Raw genomic sequence first — 21,734 nt, 5'->3', positions numbered from 1 at the left:
CCTCGAAGCGCGGCGGCGACTGGCGCCTGCTATCGCGGCTGTGCTGTAGTCGCGCCATGGCAAAGGTTGCAGCGAAAAAGACTCTCAAGCCCATATCAGCCACGCGGCTGCGCGTGGTGCTGGCACCCGGCGTGTTTCTCGGCCCCGGCAAGGGCGAGCTGCTGGAGCGCATCGCCGCCACAGGCTCGATCTCGGCGGCCGGTCGCGCCATGGGCATGAGCTACAAACGCGCCTGGCAGCTGGTGGAAACGCTGAACGGCTATTTCAAAGCGCCGCTGGTGCAGGCGGCCACCGGCGGCAAGGCCGGCGGCGGCGCGCAGCTGACCACGCTGGGCCGGCAGGTGCTGGCGCAGTATCAGGCGATGACGGCGGCCACCGAGAAAGCCTGCGCAAAGCAGGTCGCGGCGCTGCACAGGCTGCGGCGGAAATAGACAACGTAGTCGTCATCCCGGGCCAAGCCCGGGGTAACGATCCAGATAAAGCTTCGCTATTGCCGTACGGCTATAACGCCCGTTATAGTCCTGGGGACATAACGGAGAGTCATCATGCGCCGCCTGCTGCTGGCCGTCCTGATCGTTTTCATGCCCGTTGCCGCCCAGGCACAGAACCTGCTGGTCTTCGCCGCCGCCTCCCTGAAGACGGCGCTGGACGAGATCACTGCGGCGCAGGGCGTGATCCCGCCAGCCAATGTGAAGATTTCCTATGCGGCCTCGTCGGCGCTGGCCAGGCAGATCGAGTCCGGCGCGCCGGCCGACCTGTTCCTCTCGGCCGATCTCGACTGGATGGATTATCTCGACCAGAAAAAGCTGCTGCGGCCGGGCACGCGCGGCACGCTCCTGGGCAACCGCATCGTGCTGATCGCGCCATCCGACTCCAAAGCCAGTGTGAAGATCGCGCCAGGCTTCGACCTCGCCGGCCTGCTCGGCCGGGACGGGCGACTGGCGATGGCTGACGTCAATGCCGTGCCGGCCGGCAAATACGGCAAGGCGGCGCTCGAAGCGCTGCGGGTCTGGCCCAGCGTGTCGGGCCGCACCGCGCAGGCCGAGAACGTGCGCGCCACGCTGCTGCTGGTGGCGCGCGGCGAGGCGCCGGCCGGGATCGTCTACGCGACCGACGCGGCGGCAGAGAAGACTGTCCGCGTGCTGGATGCTTTCCCGGCCAGCACGCATCCGCCGATCCTCTATCCCGCCGCGCAGCTGGTGGAGAGCCGGCATCCGCAGGCCGCCGCCTGGCTCGGCGCCCTGCGCAGCCATGCTGCGAAAGCCGTGTTCGAGAAGAACGGTTTCACGGTGATTCCGGCACAGGCGGCGGTGAATTGATAACTATAGAGTCGTCATCCTCGGGCTTGACCCGAGGATCTTTCGCAGTCCTGCCTGAGATGCCCGGGTCAAGCCCGGGCATGACGGTTTTGAGATGATGACCCTCACCCCCGAAGAAACCACCGCGATCCTGCTGAGCCTCAAGGTGGCGAGCGTTGCCACCATCGGCAGTCTGCCGTTTGGCGTTCTGATTGCATGGCTATTGGCGCGCAAAACCTTCCCCGGCAAGGCGCTGCTGGATGCGCTGGTGCATCTGCCGCTGATCATCCCGCCGGTCGTCACCGGCTATCTGCTGCTGCTGCTGTTCGGCAGGCGCGGCCTGGTTGGCGGCTGGCTCGCCGAGATCGGGATTGTCTTCGCCTTCCGCTGGACCGGCGCGGCCCTGGCCTGCGCGGTGATGGGCTTTCCGCTGCTGGTGCGCGCCATCCGCCTGTCGATGGAAGCCGTCGACCCGAAACTCGAAGCCGCCGGGCGAACGCTGGGCGCGCATCCCGCACTGGTCTTCCTGACCGTGACACTGCCGCTCAGTTTACCGGGAATACTGGCCGGCGTGGTGCTGAGCTTCGCGCGCGCCTTCGGTGAATTCGGCGCGACGGTGACGTTTGTCTCCAACATCCCCGGCGAGACGCAGACCCTGCCGACCGCGATCTACAGCTTTACCCAGGTGCCCGGCGGCGACGCGCAGGCGCTGCGCCTGACCCTGGTCTCGATCGTGATCGCCGCCGTCGCGCTGGTGCTCAGCGAGCTGCTGGCGCGGCGCAGCGCGAGAAGAATCCTCGGATGACGCTCGAAGTCGACATCACGCATGACTATGGCGGCTTCGCGCTGCAGGCGCGGTTTGCCTGCGCGCCGGGGCTGACCGCCTTGTTCGGCCGTTCGGGCGCGGGAAAGACCACGCTGGTCAACGCCATCGCCGGGTTGCTGACGCCCAGACGCGCGCGCATCAGCATCAACGGTCGCGTGCTGAACGACACGCAGGCCGGCATCAATGTGCCGCCGCACCGGCGCCGCATCGGCTATGTGTTCCAAGAAGCGCGGCTGTTCCCGCATCTGACCGTGCGCAACAACCTGCTGTTCGGACGCTTCTTTGCGCGTCGGCAGGACAATATCGAGTTCGACCATATCGTCGCGCTGCTCGGCATCGCGCCGCTGCTGCAGCGTCGGCCGGCCACGCTGTCGGGCGGCGAGAAGCAGCGCGTCGCCATCGGCCGCGCGCTGCTGGCGCGCCCGGAGCTCCTGCTGATGGACGAGCCGCTGGCCGCGCTGGATGGCGCGCGCAAGGAGGAGATCCTGCCCTATCTGGAGCGTCTGCGCGACGAGCTGCGGCTGCCCATCGTCTATGTCAGCCATGCCATCCCGGAAGTGACGCGGCTGGCCGACACGGTGGTGCTGCTGTCGGACGGCCGCGTGCAGGCGGTCGGCAGCGTCGAGGATCTGACCGCGCGGCTCGACCTGTTTCCGCTGACCGGGCGCTACGAGGCCGGCGCGGTGCTGGCCGCGACGCTGCTTCGCCATGACGAGGCCTGGGGCCTGAGCGTGCTGCAGACGCGCGCCGGCGAATTCCTGGTGCCCAGGCTGGAGGGCCGCGCGATCGGCACATCTTTACGCATCCGTATCCGCGCCCGCGATGTGACGCTGGCGCTGAGCCCGCCGCCGGACACCAGCGCGCTCAATATCCTGCAGGGCACGGTGGCCGAGTTGAAACCGAGCGGGGACGGCCCGCAGGTGGAAGTGCGGCTGGACTGCCACGGCGACACCATGCTGGCCCGCATCACGCGCCTGTCAGCCGACCGGCTCGGCCTCCGGCCCGGCAAACCCGTCTATGCCATGGTGAAGACCGTGGCGCTGGATGGCGGCAGCCTGGGGCGCAATCGCCCTTAGCCCGGCAGTTGAGGCAGGCGCAAGCAGCGCCCTATAATGCCGCGCCGCCGGAGTGATGAGCGGTCGTTTCAGAAAGCTTCCGCCGTGACCGAGCTGAAAACCACCGTGAAGGGCCGCATCCTCTGCGTGCTGGGCCCGACCAATACCGGCAAGACCCATCTGGCCGTCGAGCGCATGCTGAGCCATCGCAGCGGCATCATCGGCTTGCCGCTGCGGCTGCTGGCGCGGGAAATTTATGATCGGGCCGTCCAGATCAAGGGCGACCGCGCCGTGGCGCTGGTGACCGGCGAAGAAAAGATCATCCCGAAGGGTGCGCAGTGGTTCGTCTGCACGGTCGAGGCGATGCCGCTCGACCGTGCTTACGACTTCCTCGCCATCGACGAAGTGCAGCTCGCCGCCGATGCCGAACGCGGCCATGTCTTCACGGATCGCCTGCTGCATGCGCGGGGCATGGAAGAGACCATGTTCCTCGGCGCCGACACCATGCGCGGCCTGATCAAGCGGCTGGTGCCGAATGCCGAATTCATCGCCCGGCCGCGCCTGTCCCAGCTGACCTATGCCGGCGCCAAGAAACTGTCGCGGCTGCCCAAGCGTTCCGCCATCGTGGCCTTCTCGGCCAGCGACGTCTATGCCATCGCCGAACAGGTAAGGCGCCAACGGGGAGGTGCGGCCGTGGTGCTGGGCGCGCTGAGTCCGCGGGCGCGCAATGCCCAGGTGGCGCTGTTCCAGAATCGTGATGTCGATGTGATGGTGGCGACCGATGCCATCGGCATGGGCCTCAATCTCGATATCGAACACATGGCCTTTGCCGAGATGACCAAGTTCGATGGCGTCGGCATGCGGTCGCTGATGCCGGCCGAGGTGGCGCAGATTGCCGGCCGCGCCGGCCGGCACATGCGCAACGGCACGTTTGGCACGACAGCCGACTGCCCGGCGATGGACCCCGACCTGATCGAGCGGATCGAGAATCATCGCTTCGAGCCGGTGACCGCGGCGCGCTGGCGCAACAACGATCTGGATTTCCGCAGCGTGGAAGCCCTGATCAAAACACTGGAACTGCCGCCGCCGCGCGAGAGCCTGACGCGCGGTCGCGACGCCGACGACCTTCTGTCACTGCAGGCGCTGCGCGAAGATGCCGCCGTGCAGGAGCGTGCCACAACCAAGGACCGCGTCGAACTGCTGTGGCAGGTCTGCGCGATTCCGGATTTCGCCAAGGACCTGCATGACAGCCATGCGCGTCTGCTGTCGCAGATCTATGTGCATCTGTGCGATCGCGATGGCCGGCTGCCCAGCGACTGGGTGGCGGGGCAGCTGCGCAACATCGACCGCACCGATGGCGATATCGACACGCTGTCGCAACGGCTGGCGCATATCCGCACCTGGACGACCGTGACGCATCGCGGCGGCTGGATGGACGATCCGCTGAGCTGGCAGAGCAAGACGCGCTCCATCGAGGACCGCCTGTCGGATGCACTGCATGAAAAGCTGACCGAGCGCTTTGTCGACCGCCGCACCAGCGTGCTGAGTCGCGGGCTGGAGGAAGATCCGGCCACGCTGGATGTGAAGCTGGGCGACGATGACGCGCTGACCGTGGAAGGCGAGATCATCGGCCACCTGCATGGCCTGCGTTTCCGCCCGATCGGCCATGACACCGTGGAACAGCGCCGCATCCTGCGCTCGGCTGCCCTGCGCGTGCTGGGCCCGGCTTTGGCCGAACGCGCCGCTGCGCTGATCGAGTTGTCCGACGACGCCTTTGCGCTGTCGCCCGAGGGCGGCATCCTGCGCATCACGCCCGAGAAGGACGCGGTGACGCTGGCTGTGCTGGTCAAGGGCAACGAGATGCTGGAGCCCAAGGTCAGCCTGCTGGCCGACGACCAGCTGCCCAGTGAGACGCGCAAGGCGGTGGAAGAGAAGCTGACCGGCTGGCTGAAGCGCCATCTGCGCCAGCATCTGGGCGATCTGTATCGCCTGCGCGATGCCGAGCTGAAAGGCGCGGCACGCGGCCTGGCTTTCCAGCTGGCCGAGAATCTGGGCGCGCTGAAACGCGACGATGTGTCCGATCTGGTGCGCAACATGGGCCAGGCAGAGCGGCATCCCTTGCGCAAGATGGGCGTCAGCTTCGGCGAGACGCATATCCTGGCCACCAAACTGCTGAAGCCCAAGCCGACGCAGCTGAAGACCCTGCTCTGGGCGATTGCCAACGGCAAGGAGCCGGACGCGCCGCCGACGCCGGGGCTCACCTCGGTGCCGCTGCTGGAATGGCGCGACGATGCCTGGTGGCTGGCAGCAGGCTTCCTGCGGGCCGGACGCCAGGCCTATCGCCTGGACATCGTGCAGCGCATCGCCGAAGGCGCGCGCCAGGCCGAGATGGCCTCGCGCAAGGCCGGCTACGACAAGCCCCAGAAAGACAGATCTGGGCATGGCGGCAAGCCTGAGGCGGCAAAGCCGGAGGCGGTTGCTGAAGAGACGCAGATTGAAGAAGCCTTGGCAGAAGGGGCCGTGGCAGAAGAGCCGGCTGCGATTGAACCGGTCGATGAGGCCGCCGCACTGGCCGCGCTCGCCGCCCACGTGAAAGCCGATGCCGCGCCGCCGGCAGCGCCGCCAACCGAAGCAGCGCCGAAGCCGAAGAAGCGCCTCGGTCCACCGGGCAGCTTCATCGCCGACACCGCCTGGATGAACCTGGCCGGTTGCGGGGCCGAGGAACTGCAGCGCCTGTTCTGGGCGCTGGGCTACAAGACCATCACCGCGCGCGACCCCGAGACCAAGGAAGACGTCACGCTTTACTTACGCTCGCACAAGGCGATCGTCGCCAAGCGCGAACGCGAACAGGAAAAACGCAAGGCCGACGAGGCCAAGATGGCCGACTCGCCTTTCGCGGCGCTGCTGGCGCTGAAACAGCAGGCGCAAAAGCAGCCGCAGAAGCCACAGCACAAAGGCGGCGGCAAGAAGCGCTGATTTCCGCTTTCAGGCGATCCGTGGTTTAAAGCGCGGTCAGTGCCGCGCGTCTGTCGGCGGCTGGAGCGGACCGCCCACAGCCGGAATATGCGGTACAGCCCGCGCGGAATGACGACGGCGTGGCTGGGGCCGGCCCTGGAAAGCGGGGGACGGTTTCGCTGCGGGATGCGCGGCCAGCCGCCGCGACCGGACCGAGCGGCTGCGGCCAGACGAGCCGGAGCGGCTATACCGGCCAGCAATTATTGCCGGAGGATGGTGACGCCGCGCCATCTCTGGATGACCCTTCTGGTCAGCCCGGCTTAAAGGCGCAGCTGCGTGCCGGTTTCGGCCAGGCGCAAAGCCGTGAGCAGGCGCTGCATGGCGGCATCGATATCGCTCATGGCGACGGCATCGAGCACCCAGTCGCGCTGCTGGGCGACCAGATCTCCCTGCACGACCTGAAGTTCGAGCACGATCAGGCCGAGGAACTGCAGGCGTTCCGCCACCGGCATTTTCGCCAGCGGGGCATGATGACCGATGGAATAGGGGCCGAGCAGGTCGCGCACATGCTGGCCGATGCCGCGCTCTTCGCTGATCGCCTGCAGGTCGGCGGCCGTGATCGGCGCGATGGCATGCAGGTTGGCCTGGGCGGCCACGAGGCAGAGCAGGCCGTGATAGGCATTCTCGATCGCGGCAATCCAGTCTTCCAGCGGGGCGATGCCGGCGGTCATGGCCGGAGTGATCGAGGCGACGCCGATGAAGCTGGCGCCGTCATGCAGATGCTGGCGGGCGAGATCGATATAGGACTGCGACATCATGGACGCTCCTCGCTGTGCCGGCGATCCTGGGGAAGAGACGGCCCCGCGCAGGAGGACGTCGACCGGCGAGGCGCACTCTGCCATCGCCCCGGCACCGATACGCAGTTACTTTTCGGATATGCCGCAAACCGCCGGAAAAACTCGCCAATCCCGGGCTTTGCGACGGCGGTGGTTGCGGCAGACGGGGACAGGCGCTAGGGTCCGCCGCGTGCGTCTCCGTAGCTCAGCTGGATAGAGCGGCTGCGTCCTAAGCAGCGGGTCGGGAGTTCGAATCTCTCCGGGGACGCCAATTTTCCCATATCGGAAAATCAGCGACTTTACCGCCCTAGTCCTTCACCGGCACCGTGTAGTTCAGCACCATCCGGCCGCCATCGACATACACGGTCTGGCCGGTGACGTAGGACGCATCCTCGCTGGCGAGGAAAGCTGCCACGGAAGCGACTTCGCTGGGCTCGCCGCAGCGGCCGATCGGCGTGCGCGACAGCACCGACTTGCGCGCCGCATCCGAGGTCATGATCTGCTGCGCCACCAGCTCGGTCAGGATCGTGCCCGGACCGATGCCGACGACACGGATATTGTGCGGCGCCAGCGCGACCGCCGCCGTGGTGGTCAGCTGGTTCATGGCGCCCTTCGACATTGCATAGGTGCTGAGCGTCGGGATCGCCAGCAGCGCATTGACCGACGACATGTTGATAACCACGCCACCACTGCCCTGGCTGATCATCTGCCGCGCCGCCGCCTGCGTGCCGAAGAAGGCGCCCTTCAGGTTGATGCCCAGAACGGTTTCGAAGTCTTCCTCGGTGATGTCGAGGAACTGCTGGCTGCGGGCGATACCGGCATTGTTGACGATGATATCGAGCCGGCCGAACTTGTCGGCGGCCAGTTTCACCAGCGCATCGACATCGGCGCGTTTTGATACATCGGTGCGCAAGGTTGCCAGCCCGCCTGGATTGCCCAGATCAGCGGCCGCGCTGGCCAGCTGGGCCTCGTTGACGTCGCCGATCACAACCTTGGCGCCATCCTTCAGGAAGCGCTCGGCGCAAGCCCGGCCGATGCCCTGCGCCGCGCCGGTGACAACGGCAACTTTTCCAGCAAGTCTCATGTCGAATCTTCCCGATGCTCTGAATGCTGCCCGAAATATCAGGGCGGCATATCACACCGGAATGTCGGCAACGTCCATGGCCTCTAGGCCCGCTTTCTGGCTTTGGCGGTTTTTTTCTTTCCGGCGGTTTTCTTCTTCGCGGTTTTCTTCCTGGGCGTCAGCTTGTGGACACTGGCGCTTTTGCGTGCGCCCTCGTTGTCATTGGAGGGACCGCGACGACCGCCCTTGCCCTGACTCAGAGACTTCTTCAATGCGTCCATCAGGTTGATGACCTTGGGCTCCTCCTCGATCTCTTCCGGCTCAAGCTCGACGCCTTCAAGTTTGGCGTCGATCAGCTGGCGCAGACGCTTCTCGTAGCGGTCATCGAATTTGTCAGGATCGAACCTGCCCTTCTTCTGGTTCACCAGCTTGAGCGCGATCGACACCTCGTCGCGGCTGGCACGGCCAGCTTCGATGTCGTCGAAGAAGGTATCGGTATCGCGGATATCGCTGGCCTCGCGGAGCGCCCAGCCCATGAAGCCCTTCTGGCAGGGTTTCAGGGCAATCACGCGCTCCTTGCGGGCGATGACGGCGCGGGTGATGGCGTAAAAACCGGATTTCTGCAGCGCATCGCGGATCACCGCAAAGGCATCTTCACCAGCATCGCCGTCCGGGATGAGATAATAGGCCCGCTCGAAATAGCGTGGATCGATCTCGCCATCCTCGACGCATTGCTCGATGGTCATCACCGAACTGGATTCGATCTTCAGGTCGTCCAGCTCGTCGTTCGTCAGGGTGACATAGCGATCCTTCTGGAATTCGTAGCCCTTCACCAGATCGGCACGTTCCACCACGTCTTCGGTTTCGGCGTCGATCGACTGGTAGCGGATGCGGTTGCCGGTATCGGGGTTGAGGAAATGCAGGTGGATATCCTCGCTCTCCGAGATGGCGTTGAACAGCGCGACCGGACAGCTGACCAGCGACAGCTTCAGATGTCCGCGCCACAGCGGACGGGCCGGCAGCGTCTTTTTCTTACGGGCTTTGCGTCTGGCCATGGTGATGTCTCCTAGATGGACTTGAACGCGCGCTGCATCTTGGCGGTGATGCGCTGTTTTTTCTGCACGTCGAAATACTCTTTCCAGGCCGCCGCGCCGGCGCGCAGCTGCTTTTCGGAAAGCTGGATGGTGTAGTCGGCCGGATCGAGGCCGGGTTTGACCTGCGTCCATGTCAGCGGCATGGCAATCGTGGCGCCGGGCCGCGCGCGCGGACTGAACGGAGCCACCGCCGTCGCACCGCGGCCGTTGCGCAGATAGTCGATGAAGATGCGTCCCTTGCGCGCCTTTTTCGCCAGCGTATCGGTGAAGCGCTTCGGATCGGAGGTGGCAAAGGCGGTCGCGATCGAGCGGGCGAAGGCCTTCACCTCATCCCAGCCGAGTTCGGGCTGGAAGGGCACGACGACATGCAGCCCCTTGCCGCCGGTGGTCTTGCAGAAGGCGGTCAGCCCGACCGACTTGAGCGCATCGCGCAGGTCGCGCGCGGCCTGGATGACATCCTCGAAGTCGAGGCCGGCATCGGGATCGAGGTCCATGACGATGACATCCGGTGCGGAGATGTCCTCGATGCTGCTGCCCCAGGGATGCAGTTCGATGGCCGACATCTGCGCCAGCGCCTGAAATCCGTCCAGCCCGTCGATGGCGATGAGCTGCTCGCCCTCCAGTTCCAGATCGAGAATCTGCTTCGGAAAGCCGCGGCTGATTTTCTTCTGGAAAAACTGCTCGCCGTCGATGCCGTCCGGGGTACGCACCAGCGCCAGCGGGCGGTTGGCGATGAAGGGCAAGGCGAAAACCGCCGCCCGCTCCCAGTAGTCGGCCAGGTCCTGCTTGGTCAGCTTCTGTCTGGGCCAGAGAATCCTGTCGGGATGGGTCAGCCGCACCGCGCCATCGTCGGCGCCCCGGTTGTCGATGATCTCCGGCACGTCCTTGCGCGCCTTCGGCGGCGTCTTGGCTTTCTTCGTCTTCGGCTTGGCTTTGGCGGCGCGCACAATGGTGCCGGTGCCGCTGAACCGGCTTTTCGCTTCCGTCGGCGGATCGCGCACCACATCCGTGGCCTGCTTGTCGTCGCGGATGCCCATAAAGACCGCATGGCGCACCGACCCGGCCCCGGTCCAGTCGATGAACTGGGTCTCCACCACCATCTCGGGCCGTACCCAGTGCATTTTGGCGGGTGGTTTCTCGCCATGAATCCAGATCGCCGGCGGAATGCGCCGCGTCATTTTCGACAACGTCTTTTCCATCGCCACCAGCTTCTTCGTGTTGAAGCCGGTGCCGACGCCGCCGGCGTAATGCAGTTCGCCACCCTTGTCGTAATAGCCCAGATGCAACGCACCGAAGCCGGTACGCGTACCCTGCGGATCGGTGTAGCCGATCACGACGAATTCTTCGCGCTGCACGCATTTCAGCTTCAGCCAGTTGCGCGTGCGCGCCTGCCGGTAAGGCGCATCCGCCTGCTTGACGATGATGCCTTCCAGATGCATCTGGCAGGCGCGGTGCTGGATCGCCTCCGGTGCCTCGGCCATATGATCGCTGTAGCGAATGAAAGCTGGCGGCGTATCGCCCAGCACGGAGTCCAGCAGCCGCTTGCGGTCGATCTGGCTGCAGCCCGCGGTGTTGTAGCCATCGAGATACAGGATATCGAAGGCGAAGAAGAAGATGCTGCGCTGGTCTTCGCCTCCCAGGGCATCTTTCAGCTTGCTGAAATTGCTCTTGCCCTCATCGTCCAGCACGACGATTTCACCATCGAGCCAGGCCTGCTTCACCTTCAGCCTGGCCAACGATTTGGCGATGGTCGGCAGCCTGGTGGTCCAGACATTGCCGTTGCGGCTGTAGATTTTCACCTTGCCGTTGTTGATGCGCGCCACCATGCGGTAGCCATCGAACTTGATCTCGCTGATCCAGCCCTTGCCCGGTGGCGGCTCCTCCACCAGGGTCGCGAGCTGTGGCGAAATCTTCGCCGGCAGGGGGCCCTTCTTTGCACCTTTCAGTTTCGCCACATCGACACTGGCGATACGCCGCTTCGGAGGTGCGACGGCCTTTTCCTCTTTCAGCTTGCGGGATGTCGTCTTGCCGGTCTTCTTCGCACCTGTCCGGCTGGAATGCCAGACGGCCTCGCCCTCGGCGATCTCTGTCATCGCGCGGGCGGTCTCGACGGACTCGGTATGCTCCTTGACCACGGCATCCTTGCTGCCCGGCCGTGCCGTGGCGTCGCGATGCTTGATCAGCAGCCAGTTCTCGCGCTTTTCGTTGCCGCGCGGGCGCATGCGGGCCAGCACGAAACTGCCACGCAGCCGTTTGCCGCGCAGTTCGAATTTCAGGTCGCCCTTTTTCAGGCCCTCGCGCGGATTGCCGGCCGGCTTGTAGGTGCCCTGATCCCACAGCATCACCGTGCCGCCGCCATATTCGTCTTCGGGGATGGTGCCCTCGAACGACCCGTATTTCATCGGATGGTCTTCGGTGCGCACCGCGAGGCGCTTTTCACCGGGATCGAGGCTCGGGCCCTTCGGGATAGCCCAGCTGGTCAGCACGCCGCCGATTTCGAGGCGGAAGTCGTAATGCAGATGCGAGGCATCGTGTTTCTGGATGACGAATTTCGGCAGGCCCTTCGAGGGCTTGCCCACCTCGCCGCGCGGCTCCGCCGTTTTCCGGAAATCGCGTTTCTTGTTGTAGGTCTGAATGCCGCCGGCCAAGCTCCGCTCCGTTACACAGAAATCCTGTGCAACAAACGCTGGTATGCGTAGCGCAGTTCACCGAGCGAAGCGGAACAGCAGATATGGCCGCCCGTTTCCGGGCGGCCTACAAAATCTGGATCGTATGACAGCCGCTCAGCGCAGGCCGTCTTCGCCCTTGATGTCCTTGGCGGCCAGGCCGCCGAGACGCGCATGCGGCCGGCCACCCGTGGCCATGCCGAGCGCATAGACGATTTCATCGGCGCGCGGTGCGTCGTCGATGCTGACACCGACAGTATGGAAATGCGAGCGCACATAGGCCGCATTGACATGCCCGAGCGGCATCATCAGGCGCACGCCGACCGGGCCGACCATCTTGCCGGCCGGCACGATGGCCTTGGTATCACCGAGGATGGCGCGCATGCCCCAGCCGCCCGACGGATGCCACATGGCGCCGTGTTCCAGCTCGCCGTCGGCGCCGACGATGGCGCCCTTGCCGTAGGCCTCGATCTCGGCCGGTTTGGCCTCCAGCGCCTTGAGCAGACGCTGGGCGACGTCGCGGCCGAGCGCGTTCAGCGCTTCCATGCCGGGCATGAGATCTTCGACATATTTCCCGGCGTAAGGGTTCTGCACCACGACAGCGGCCGTGCCGATGCGGAGCGGTTTTGCAAGGTCCGGTCCACGGTCGTGCAGAACGTCTTCAACATTGGTGACGAACTTACGGACTTTCCACATGGCGTCAGGCTTCGTTGACGACGGGGTTGCGCAGGATGCCGAGCTTCTCGATCTCGACTTCCACCGTATCGCCATGCTTCATGAACTGCGGCGGCTTGCGGCTCCAGCCCACGCCAGCCGGCGTGCCGGTCACCAGCACGTCGCCCGGCACCAGGTCGAAGATGGTGGAGCAGTAGTTGACGATGGTCGGGATCTTGAAGATCAGGTTGCTGGTATTCGACGACTGTTCGGTCTTGCCATTGATGCGCAGCTCCAGTTTAAGATTCTCGGGTTCCGGAACCTCATCGGCCGTCACCATCCACGGACCGAAGGCACCGGTGCCCTGGAAATTCTTGCCCGCCGCGATCTGCTTGGCATGGAACTGCCATTCACGGATGCTGGCGTCGTTGTAGCAGGCATAGCCGGCGATGTGGTTGAAGGCATCTTCCTTGGCGATATGACGCCCGCCCTTGCCGATGATCACCGCCATCTCGCCTTCCCAGTCGAGCTGCTCGGAGACTTTCGGGCGGATGATCGGCTCGCCATGCGCCACCTGCGAACGCCAGACGCGCAGGAAGATCGGCGGAAACTCCGACAGCTCGCGGTGCATGCCGGCAGCCAGCACCTCCTGATGATGGTCCATGTAGTTGCGCACGAGGCAGACGATCTTTTCCGGCCGCGGAATGACCGGCAGCAGCTTGACGTCGTTCAGCGCCAGATCGGCCTTCAGTCCGGCGATGATCTTGTCGCGGCTGGCGAAATCACTGCTGCCAATGAAATCGGCCAGCGTGGCATGCTTGCCGGAGAAATGCTGGCCGAGGTCCACCATCTTGTCGCCCTGCACGGCGCCATAACTCTCGCGACCTTTGACGGTAAAGGATGCCAGCTTCATAAAATCACGTCTCCCTGGATACGCCTGGACTGGATGAGTTCACTCGGCCGGTTCGGCTTCGGCCTGTTTCGCCTTCATGGCGTTGACAACATTCTGCGCGGTCTTCTCGACATGCTCGCGCAACCGCTCGGCGGCCAGCACCGGATCGCGCGACAGCACGGCATCCATCAGCCGCTTGTGCTCATTGCTCTTGTTCTTCGGCCCCTTGCGATAGACGGCCGACAGGCGGCGATAGCGCTCGGCCTGATCGAACAGGTTGGCCACCATGTTGATCAGGCGCTTCGAGCGGCCGCCCGACATCATCGCCATGTGGAAATCGCGATGGCGCTGGCTCCATTCTTCGTTCAGCGCCGCCTGTTCCTCGAAGATGCGCTTTTCCTCGCGCTCCAGCCGGTAGAAGGCCGCGACCACGCTGGCTTCCCAGTTGTCGCCGCCTTCGGCAATGGAGGCCTCGACCGCCTGGCGCTCCAGCACGATGCGCAGGTGTACGATATCGGCCAGGTCCTCGAGTGAGATCGGCGCGACGCGGAAGCCACGGTTGCCTTCGGATGTCACCAGCCCTTCGGCGGTCAGTCGATTGAGCGCCTCGCGCAGCGGGCTGCTGGAAATCGCATGCTGTTTCTGCAGCACGTCGATCTTCAGCTTGTCGCCGGGCAGCAGTTCGCCCCGCACGATCGCCTTGCGCAGCACGCCATAGGCCTTTTCCACCAGGGTGGTTTCGGCTTCGGGGCGGTCTGCGCCAAGAGCGGTCGCGGCAGTGTGCTGGTCCATGCTCGAAGATTCTTTATGCATTCTTCTGGACATTATGCATAAAACTCCTCTTAATGCAAATACGTATGGTTCATCTCGGCCGACTAAATAGCAGGCCGGGACGGAAAACCGCAGAAAAAGTCTAGGGAGAAGAAACAAATGCGTGGACTCTTTGCTGTCGCCGGGCTTGGCCTCGGCCTTTCCATTGCCGCCGCGGCACCGCTCGCTGTCGCCCAGGACTTCCCGTCCCGTCCGATCACGCTGATCCATGGCTTTGCCGCCGGCGGCACCGCCGATGCGATCTCGCGCATCCTGGCCCAGCCGATGGGCGAAATCCTGAAGCAGCCGATCGTGGTCGAGCAGCGCCCGGGCGCCGGCGGCAACAATGCCTCGCGCGCGGTCGCTACTGCGGCACCCGACGGCTACACGATCGGGCTGCCGACTGGCGGTCACGCCGTCTCGGCCGGCCTATACAAGAGTCTGCCGTTCCATCCGGTCGACAGTTTCGAGATGGTTTCGACCGTCGTCTATTACGCGTTTTCCATCGCGGCAAAGCCGGATTTCCCCGCCAATGACATGAAGGGGCTGATCGCCTACGCCAAGGCCAATCCGGGCAAGCTGGATTACGGCTCCGCCGGCGTCGGCTCGACGCATCATCTGACCGGCGAACTGCTCGGCTCGGTGGCCGGCATCCAGTGGAACCATGTGCCCTATCGTGGCGAGGCGGCCGCCTTCACCGGGCTTCTCAGCGGCGATCTGCCTATCATCATTGCCACCACGGTGACGGTGGCACCGCAGCTCAAGGCCGGCAAGCTCAAGGCGCTGGCGGTGAGTTCGCCGACGCGCTTCCGCGATATGCCGACCGTGCCGACGGTGGCCGAAAGCGCGCTGCCGGGCTTCGATGTCCGCACCTGGGCCGGCATCTTCGCGCCAAAGGGCACGCCGGCGCCGATTGTCGCCAGGCTCAACGCCGCCATCCAGCAGTCGCTGGCGCGGCCTGAGGTGAAGGCGCGTCTGGAAGAGGTGGTCGGCGGCGATGTGCAGGGCAGCACGCCGGAGGCGATGAAGACCATGGTGGCCTCGGAGGCCGCACGCTGGACCGACGTGATCAAGAAGGCGAATATTCCGCAGCAGGAATGAGCCGGAAACAGGCAGCGTAACAACGTGAAGACCGTTGTCATTCATAAGACCGGCGGGCCCGAGGTTCTCGAGCCCGCCGATGTTGCCACTCCCGCGCCGGGCAGGGGAGAAGTTCTGGTCAGGGCCGAGGCGATTGGCGTCGGCTGGCCCGATGTCCTGATCCGCACCGGCAAATACAAATGGATGCCGCCACTGCCCACCAGCCCGGGCAGCGACCTGAGCGGGCGCGTCGCCGCCCTCGGCGATGGCGTGAGCAAACTGCAGGTCGGGCAGAAGGTGCTCGTCACCGCGCGCGAACTGGCGCAGCGCGGCGGCTGCTACACCGAGTGCATGGTCGTGCCCGAGGCCGCGCCGTTTGCGCTGCCCGACAGCGTCGACCTCGACGAAGCCGCCTGCCTGCCGAATTACCAGGTGGCCTGGGCGATGCTGCGCGACGTGCTGCAGGCACGCAAGCTGAAAAGCATTTTCATCGCCGGTGCCGCCGGCGGTGTCGGCTCTGCCGCCGTGCAGATCGCCCGGCATCTCGACCTCACGGTGATCGGCAGCGTCAGCTCGCCTGATAAAGAGCGCTTTGCCCGTGAACAGGGCGCCGATCATGTGATCGATTACAGACGCGAAAACGTGCTCGGCCGTGTGCTGGAATTAACCGATGGCCGCGGTGTCGACCTCGTGCTCGATCATGTCGGCGGCGCGGGGTTGTTCGACGGGCTGAAAATGCTGGCGCCCTGGGGCACGCTGGTGTCGTTCAATGCCGTGGCGGGCAATCCGCCGGGTGACATTTTCGCCGAGATGCGCAACCTGCTGACCAAAAGCCTGACCTTGCGCTGCTTCTCGATGCACACGCTGGACGCCGATCCGGCCTTGCGCCGCCAGATCATGAGCGAGGTGATCGACATGCTGGGCAAGAGGGCCATTCGCCCGGTGGTCTCCGTGAAGCTGCCGCTGAATGATGCGGCCAAAGCGCATCGCAGGATCGAGCGCGGCGATTCACTCGGCAAGATTCTTCTGGTTCCGTAAAGCGTAGAGGCAAGCATGGTTACGCCCATCATCCGCATCAAGGACATCGCCTGGATCAGGCTGCGCTCGCCCGACCTCGACAAGGCCGAGGAATATCTGACCACTTTCGGCCTGGTGCGCGCCGAGCGCAGCGGCGACAAGCTGTATATGCGCGGCACCGACCCGTCGCACCATATCCACATCACCGAGAAGGGCGATCCGGCCGTGCTGCGCATCGCCTTCTGGGCGCAGTCGCTGGAGGACCTGCACAAGCTGTCGCGCGAAGGCGACGGGGCCTCGGCTGTCGAAGACCTAGATGAGCCCGGCGGCGGCAAGCGCGTGCGCATCAGGGAACACAACGGCATGGAGCTGGAAGTGGTGTGGGGCGTCGAAAGCGCCGCGCCGCTGCAGGCCGAAGCCAATGCCTTCAATTTCGGTGCGAACAAGACCGCGCGGCCGGGCAAGCTGTTGCGCGTCGAGCATCGCCCGTCGCTGGTCAAGCGCATCGGCCATGTGGTGATCAGCACGCCTGAGATCGAGAAATCGGTCGCCTGGGCGCAGCGCCATCTCGGCATCGTCGCCTCCGACGACGTGCATATGGAAGACGATCCCGACACGTTGCTGGCCAGCTTCAACCGCGTCGATGCCGGGCCGGACTATGTCGATCACCATGTGATGATGTTCGGCCGCCACGCCAGTTCGGGCATGAATCATGTCTCCTTCGAGGTGCAGGATTTCGACGACCTCGCCACCGGACATGACACGTTGATGCAGAAATATCCCGACCTGCATCTCTGGGGTCTGGGCCGCCATACGCTGGGTGCGCAGGTTTTCGACTACTGGATGGATCCCTGGGGCCGCGTGCATGAGCACTGGACCGATACGGATGTGCTGAACAACAGCCACGAGTACCGCAAGCATCCGAAAAGCACCGGCCTGCATTCGCAATGGGGCCCGCAGGCGCCGCAGGCCTTCCGCGACGCCGCCAGCCGGTAAGCTGCTGAAAAAGCCGCCGGTTCTGACGCCGGCGGCTTCTCCATTCAGACTCAGGCGATCAGTTCGTGCGGCCGATAAAGCCGCGCGCCAGCGCCTTGTCGCCGGCCTTGCGGCCGATCTCCTGGCCGGCTTCCAGATCGAAGCGGTAGTGAATGCCGGCCCAGATGCGGGCCTCCGAGGCTTCCTTGCCAATCGCGAGAATGCGTTCGGCGTCGGCGGGGAAGAGACGCGACAGCACCGTCGCCGCCGACGTCGAGAAGCAGCTATGCGCCGACGGATAGGACGGATGGTTCGGCGAGGGGAAGACCGACTTGAACTCGGGGTCCACCATGCCGGGACGCGGATACCAGTAAACGTATTTCGCGTCCCAGCAGGCCACGCCGGCATCGGCAAAGGCGATATTCATCACGGCGAGCACCCGCGCCGCCACTTCCGCGGCAACGTTATACTCCATCAGCTTGGTGCGGGTGACCTCGTTCCACAGCGAATGCGCCCGCGCGCCACCGAACACTTCCCAGTAGGTCGCACGATGGTTGGATTTCGGCGTGCGCTGGAAGGCCTTCAGCTCAGCCATGTCGGTCTTGAACCGATCAGAGCCAACAGCCGGCGGTGCGGCCGGGCGCAGTTCGCTCGGATGCGCGAGCAGCCAGGGCTGCCAGCTTGCCGCCGCCGGCGCGATCGGCGGCGCGGCGCTTTTCCACTGGCCGTCCATCGTGGGCACGGCACCATCCCATTTGGCATCCGACCGGTCAGACTTGCCGCGCGCGATGGCGAGCGCGACGACCTGCCTGCCGATGGCGCGGCCCGCATTGGCTTCATAGGGGAATTCAACCCCCGCAGAGAGCCGTGACTGGATCGCGGCTTCGGCCTTCGCGGCGTAGACGTCGGCGCGTGCCGGGAAGAGATACCCCAGCACCCCGGCGGCGGCGGTGGCGACGGCCGCATAATCGGATGGCGCCAGTGCCGCCGGCGTGAGCTTGCTTGTCAGTGCGGCATCGACAGCCTGCCCGCGCACACGATAGGCAGCGGCGCGATGCCGCTGGCTGGTGGCGATGGCGTCATCCAGTGCGGCATGGAACAGCGCAAGATGGCGCGCGACCAGCGGCAGGGTCACGAAGGCATCCTGCACTTCCTCGATGACGATCTCGTTCCAGCGATAGACCGGGCCGCCGACCGACCACCATTTGAAACGCGCAAGATCTTCCTTCGAGCGTTTTGCGACGATGGCCTTCAGCGCGTCGGTCTCGCCCTGCAGATTGGCAGGCACGGGATCGATGGCGATATCCCTGGACGACTTGACCAGCCAGCCTTCGGCGCGCGGCGTGAGACCGGCGATATCGGCAGCAGATGCGGCAAGTGGTGCGAGCGCAGCGATCGCGCTGGCGACGAGGAGGGGAATGAAACGTTTCGGTTTGGTCATTGGAGTTCTCTCAGTGAGTGACCCCTTCCAATCGACCAACGCGCCGTGACTCTCCAGTTCTTAGTTAGAACTGGTCACCAGCGGCATAACCCATAGGGCGTACAGACTCAGATCTCAACTCTGTCCTTCGGCCGCAGATGCCGTTTCTGCGCGGCGATGCGGAAAGTGGCATTCGGCGCGCCGTAGCCGCTGTATTTGCGGCGCTGCACGACCTCGAAGAAAAATCCCTCGCCGTAGTTCGGACTGTAGATCTGGAAATACTCGCCCTCTGAATCGCGGTCATACAGGATGTTGTGGTCGCGCAGAGCATCCAGCAGCTCCGGCTCCAGCCCGAAGCGCGCCTCGATATCGTCATAGTAATTCGGCGAGATGCTGAGCGGCCGGAAACCGTTCTGCTTCATCGCCGCGACCGTCCTGAAGATATCGTCGCTGGCAAAGGCGAGATGCTGCACGGCCGAGCCGAAGCTTTCGGCGATGAAATGGCCGGCTAGAGTGCGGCTGTTCTCGGCGCCGTTGAGCGTGAGGCGCAGGCTGCCTTCGGCGTTCTCGATCACCTGGCTGCGCACCAGCCCGCCGGGATCGACGATATCCACCATCGGCGTCTTATGCGTGGCGAAGATCGAGGTGTAGAACAGGATCCAGGTTAGCATTTCCTCATAGTTCATGGTCTGCGCCACATGATCGACGCGCGTGAGGCCGGCGTCTATTGCTGCACCGTCATCGCGCACCGGCTCGAAGTCGATCTCCCACAGCCGCGACAGATCGCTGCGGCTGTCGATGAAATGCATCACGCCGCCGCCGACGCCGCGGATGGCCGGAATCTTCAGTTCACCGGGACCGACCGCCTGCTCGAAGGGATCGGCGCCCATCGCACGGGCGCGCGCCACCGTGGCGGCGGCGTCTTCCACGCGAAGCCCGATATCGCAGACGCTGGTGCCATGCATCAGATAGGCGGCATGGGCGAAGCCGTCACGTTCGGTGTTGACCAGGAGATTGATATCGCCCTGACGCCACAGCGTGACATCTTTCGACTTGTGTTTCGCCGCGCGAGAAAAGCCGAAAGTGCGGAACAGCGTGCTGAGCTCGGCCGCTTCCTGCTCGTTGGCGGCGAATTCGAGGAATTCCACGCCGGTCGCGCGGATACGGTCGGGGATTTCCGGCACGGCGATTTTCGTGCCGGGTTCCTCGCGCGTCACGCGGTCCATCAGGTTGACCAGCGAACGCTTGCCGTCGACTGCAATCGCCTTGGGCGAGCCGCCGCGGAACTGGTCGTTGAAGATTTCCAGCGACAGCGGACCGTCATAGCCGGTCGCCGCGACCGCGCGCATGAACGGCACCACCGGCAGGTCGCCCTGGCCCGGCATGTTGCGGTAATGCCGGCTCCAGTGCAGCAGCTCCATTTCGATCATCGGCGCATCGGCCAACTGCACGATGAAAATCTTGTCTTTCGGAATGGCGCGGATCGAGGCCGGATCGATCTTGCGCGCCAGCGTGTGGAAGGAGTCGAGGATGAGCCCGATATTTGGGTGATCGGCGCGGCGCACGATTTCCCAGGCATCACGGTGATCGTGGATATGCCGGCCCCAGGCCAGCGCCTCGTAACCGACGCGCAGGCCCCGTTTGGCGGCGCGCTCACCCAGTTCGCGGAAATCGTCGGCGGCGCGGTCGATGCCACCGAGCGACAGCGGCGAGACATTCGAGCAGACCAGCATCAGGTCGGTGCCGAGTTCCTGCATGATGTCGAACTTGCGCTCGACGCGGTCAAAGGTGCGGGCGCGCTGCGGCTCGGGCATGCCCTCGAAGTCGCGGAATGGCTGAAACAGCGTGATCTGCAGCCCGGCATCGCGCACCATCTGGCCGACTTCCCGCGGGCTGCCATCGAAGGCGAGGAAGTCGTTTTCGAATATCTCCACGCCGTCGAACCCGGCGGCCGAGATCGCCTGCAGCTTTTCGACCAGCGTGCCGCTGAGCGTGACGGTGGCGATGGATGTCTTCATCTGGATGCCTCCTCGAGAGGTCTTGCCGCCTTTGAGCGGACTAGTTCGTACAAAACACGTCGAGACGAATCTGGCAGCAGAACGCCGCCGCCACGGTTTAGTTCAGCCCGGATGCTTCAGGACGTTGCGCAACACCATGTCGACCACCTGCGAGCGCAGGCTGGCGACCGCCTTCTTCGACGTGAGATCGACACGGAAAATCTGCGAAAACGTCGCGCGGTTCGAGACGTTGAAGAAGGCCAGCGCGCTGATCTGCCAGTGCAGTTCGATGGCATTCAGGCCTTTGCGGAAAATGCCGTCCTGCAGGCCGCGCTGATAGACGCGCTCCAGCTCGCCGATGGCCGAGACGTTGAGATCCTGAATCGTCTTCGAACGCGCCAGATATTCACCATGGTGGATATTCTCGATCATCACCAGGCGAATGAAGGCCTCATTGGAATGATGGTGATCGAAGGTGAATTCGACCAGCTTTTTCAACGCATCCGTCGGCCGCAGATGTTCGAGATCGAGCTGTGCCTCGGTGGTGCGCACCTTGCGATAGGCTTCTTCCAGCACGGCAAGGTACAGACCGTCCTTGTCGCCGAAATAGTAATAGATCATCCGCTTGCTGGAGCCGGTCTTGGCGGCGATCTCGTCGACGCGCGCGCCCGACAGGCCGTTCTGCGCGAATTCGCGCGTCGCCACGTCGATGATGTCCTGCTTGGTCGCCTCGGGCGCGCGCGCCTTGGCGCCGGCATGGCGCGGCGCAGGAGCGGGCTCGGCAGCCTTCCTGGGCGGCGCTGCTTTCTTTGCAGGTTTCTTCTTGGCAGCGCGTTGCTTTGCAGAGGGGGTCATGGGTTGGTTTTTCTTGCCGGCGCGGCGGGGCTGCCCCAGCGCGCAGGTGGTGGACTCTGCTGCATACTGCCCTCGGTCGGTTGCATTTCAAATAGCTAACGCGGCCAGAATCAAAGAGATTTTTCTCAGCTGCTGCGCCCGGAACGGGACGAAACCGGGCCTCGGCGTTTCCGGATTTGACTATACTAACTATTTCGTACAAAGTGCCAGCCAGAAAGTTCGAGGCGGATGTGTCCTGGGG

18 protein-coding genes and 1 tRNA gene are annotated in these 21,734 nt (G+C 64.5%); 9 read left to right on the top strand and 10 right to left on the bottom strand.

Going from position 1 to position 21,734, the window contains the following annotated elements:
* Nucleotides 1-56: 56 nt before the first annotated feature.
* From FNB15_RS06915 to FNB15_RS06890, 5 genes are all read left to right on the top strand, one after another.
* On the top strand, nucleotides 57-431 hold the full coding sequence (locus FNB15_RS06915) for a winged helix-turn-helix domain-containing protein (protein WP_144067999.1): 375 nt from the start codon (nucleotides 57-59) through the stop codon (nucleotides 429-431).
* A 114-nt stretch (nucleotides 432-545) separates the two neighbouring features.
* On the top strand, nucleotides 546-1,319 hold the full coding sequence (gene modA / locus FNB15_RS06910; protein WP_144067998.1) for a molybdate ABC transporter substrate-binding protein: 774 nt from the start codon (nucleotides 546-548) through the stop codon (nucleotides 1,317-1,319).
* 94 nt (nucleotides 1,320-1,413) lie between these two features.
* Entirely contained in the window at nucleotides 1,414-2,103 is a 690-nt protein-coding gene (gene modB / locus FNB15_RS06905) for a molybdate ABC transporter permease subunit (RefSeq protein WP_144067997.1), read from the top strand.
* Entirely contained in the window at nucleotides 2,100-3,200 is a 1,101-nt protein-coding gene (gene modC, locus FNB15_RS06900) for a molybdenum ABC transporter ATP-binding protein (RefSeq protein WP_144067996.1), read from the top strand. Before modB ends, modC begins: the two co-directional genes overlap by 4 nt.
* An 84-nt stretch (nucleotides 3,201-3,284) precedes the next feature.
* The gene (locus FNB15_RS06890; protein WP_185973748.1) at nucleotides 3,285-6,155 is read left to right on the top strand and encodes a helicase-related protein; all 2,871 of its coding nucleotides are present in this window, start codon (nucleotides 3,285-3,287) and stop codon (nucleotides 6,153-6,155) included.
* Between the two features lie 299 nt (nucleotides 6,156-6,454).
* Here the strand turns inward: FNB15_RS06890 and FNB15_RS06885 are convergent, their stop codons facing one another.
* Nucleotides 6,455-6,952, bottom strand: coding sequence for a hypothetical protein (locus FNB15_RS06885; protein WP_144067994.1), 498 nt, complete (start codon nucleotides 6,950-6,952; stop codon nucleotides 6,455-6,457).
* 212 nt (nucleotides 6,953-7,164) lie between these two features.
* On the opposite strand from FNB15_RS06885, the gene FNB15_RS06880 reads away from it, so the two are divergent.
* Nucleotides 7,165-7,241: transfer RNA gene (locus tag FNB15_RS06880), tRNA-Arg, on the top strand.
* Between the two features lie 36 nt (nucleotides 7,242-7,277).
* On the opposite strand, the gene FNB15_RS06875 is transcribed toward FNB15_RS06880, so the two are convergent.
* The 6 genes from FNB15_RS06875 to FNB15_RS06850 form a co-directional block, all read right to left on the bottom strand.
* Nucleotides 7,278-8,054 carry an SDR family NAD(P)-dependent oxidoreductase gene (locus FNB15_RS06875; protein WP_144067993.1) on the bottom strand — a complete coding sequence of 259 codons (777 nt, stop codon included), beginning with the start codon at nucleotides 8,052-8,054 and terminating at the stop codon, nucleotides 7,278-7,280.
* 83 nt (nucleotides 8,055-8,137) lie between these two features.
* On the bottom strand, nucleotides 8,138-9,088 hold the full coding sequence (gene ku, locus FNB15_RS06870; protein ID WP_144067992.1) for a non-homologous end joining protein Ku: 951 nt from the start codon (nucleotides 9,086-9,088) through the stop codon (nucleotides 8,138-8,140).
* An 11-nt stretch (nucleotides 9,089-9,099) separates the two neighbouring features.
* Nucleotides 9,100-11,775 carry a DNA ligase D gene (gene ligD, locus FNB15_RS06865; RefSeq protein ID WP_185973747.1) on the bottom strand — a complete coding sequence of 892 codons (2,676 nt, stop codon included), beginning with the start codon at nucleotides 11,773-11,775 and terminating at the stop codon, nucleotides 9,100-9,102.
* A gap of 135 nt (nucleotides 11,776-11,910) precedes the next feature.
* Entirely contained in the window at nucleotides 11,911-12,489 is a 579-nt protein-coding gene (locus FNB15_RS06860; protein ID WP_144067990.1) for an amino acid synthesis family protein, read from the bottom strand.
* 4 nt (nucleotides 12,490-12,493) lie between these two features.
* Nucleotides 12,494-13,360, bottom strand: a complete 867-nt coding sequence (locus FNB15_RS06855) for a fumarylacetoacetate hydrolase family protein (protein WP_144067989.1) — start codon at nucleotides 13,358-13,360, stop codon at nucleotides 12,494-12,496.
* Between the two features lie 39 nt (nucleotides 13,361-13,399).
* Nucleotides 13,400-14,131, bottom strand: coding sequence for a GntR family transcriptional regulator (locus FNB15_RS06850; protein WP_144067988.1), 732 nt, complete (start codon nucleotides 14,129-14,131; stop codon nucleotides 13,400-13,402).
* A 138-nt stretch (nucleotides 14,132-14,269) separates the two neighbouring features.
* On the opposite strand from FNB15_RS06850, the gene FNB15_RS06845 reads away from it, so the two are divergent.
* Genes FNB15_RS06845 through FNB15_RS06835 form a run of 3 tightly spaced genes read left to right on the top strand, consistent with a single transcriptional unit; the run spans nucleotide 14,270 to nucleotide 17,242 of the window.
* The gene (locus FNB15_RS06845) at nucleotides 14,270-15,250 is read left to right on the top strand and encodes a Bug family tripartite tricarboxylate transporter substrate binding protein (RefSeq protein WP_144067987.1); all 981 of its coding nucleotides are present in this window, start codon (nucleotides 14,270-14,272) and stop codon (nucleotides 15,248-15,250) included.
* Between the two features lie 24 nt (nucleotides 15,251-15,274).
* Complete coding sequence (locus FNB15_RS06840) at nucleotides 15,275-16,267, top strand: zinc-dependent alcohol dehydrogenase family protein (RefSeq protein ID WP_144067986.1); 993 nt, start codon at nucleotides 15,275-15,277, stop codon at nucleotides 16,265-16,267.
* A gap of 15 nt (nucleotides 16,268-16,282) precedes the next feature.
* Nucleotides 16,283-17,242: a VOC family protein gene (locus tag FNB15_RS06835; protein WP_144067985.1), complete on the top strand. Its 960-nt coding sequence runs from the start codon at nucleotides 16,283-16,285 to the stop codon at nucleotides 17,240-17,242.
* Between the two features lie 58 nt (nucleotides 17,243-17,300).
* On the opposite strand, the gene FNB15_RS06830 is transcribed toward FNB15_RS06835, so the two are convergent.
* The 3 genes from FNB15_RS06830 to FNB15_RS06820 form a co-directional block, all read right to left on the bottom strand.
* Nucleotides 17,301-18,662: a vanadium-dependent haloperoxidase gene (locus FNB15_RS06830; protein WP_144067984.1), complete on the bottom strand. Its 1,362-nt coding sequence runs from the start codon at nucleotides 18,660-18,662 to the stop codon at nucleotides 17,301-17,303.
* Nucleotides 18,663-18,769: 107 nt separating this feature from the next.
* On the bottom strand, nucleotides 18,770-20,659 hold the full coding sequence (locus FNB15_RS06825) for a bifunctional sugar phosphate isomerase/epimerase/4-hydroxyphenylpyruvate dioxygenase family protein (protein WP_144067983.1): 1,890 nt from the start codon (nucleotides 20,657-20,659) through the stop codon (nucleotides 18,770-18,772).
* A gap of 102 nt (nucleotides 20,660-20,761) precedes the next feature.
* Nucleotides 20,762-21,493, bottom strand: a complete 732-nt coding sequence (locus tag FNB15_RS06820) for a TetR/AcrR family transcriptional regulator (protein ID WP_144067982.1) — start codon at nucleotides 21,491-21,493, stop codon at nucleotides 20,762-20,764.
* Between the last annotated feature and the right edge of the window lie 241 nt (nucleotides 21,494-21,734).

It is taken from the genome of Ferrovibrio terrae (assembly GCF_007197755.1).
In the GTDB taxonomy this organism is placed as follows: domain Bacteria; phylum Pseudomonadota; class Alphaproteobacteria; order Ferrovibrionales; family Ferrovibrionaceae; genus Ferrovibrio; species Ferrovibrio terrae.
The sequence above is the reverse complement of the archived record's forward strand: the minus strand, read 5'-3'. Positions and strand labels throughout refer to the sequence as shown.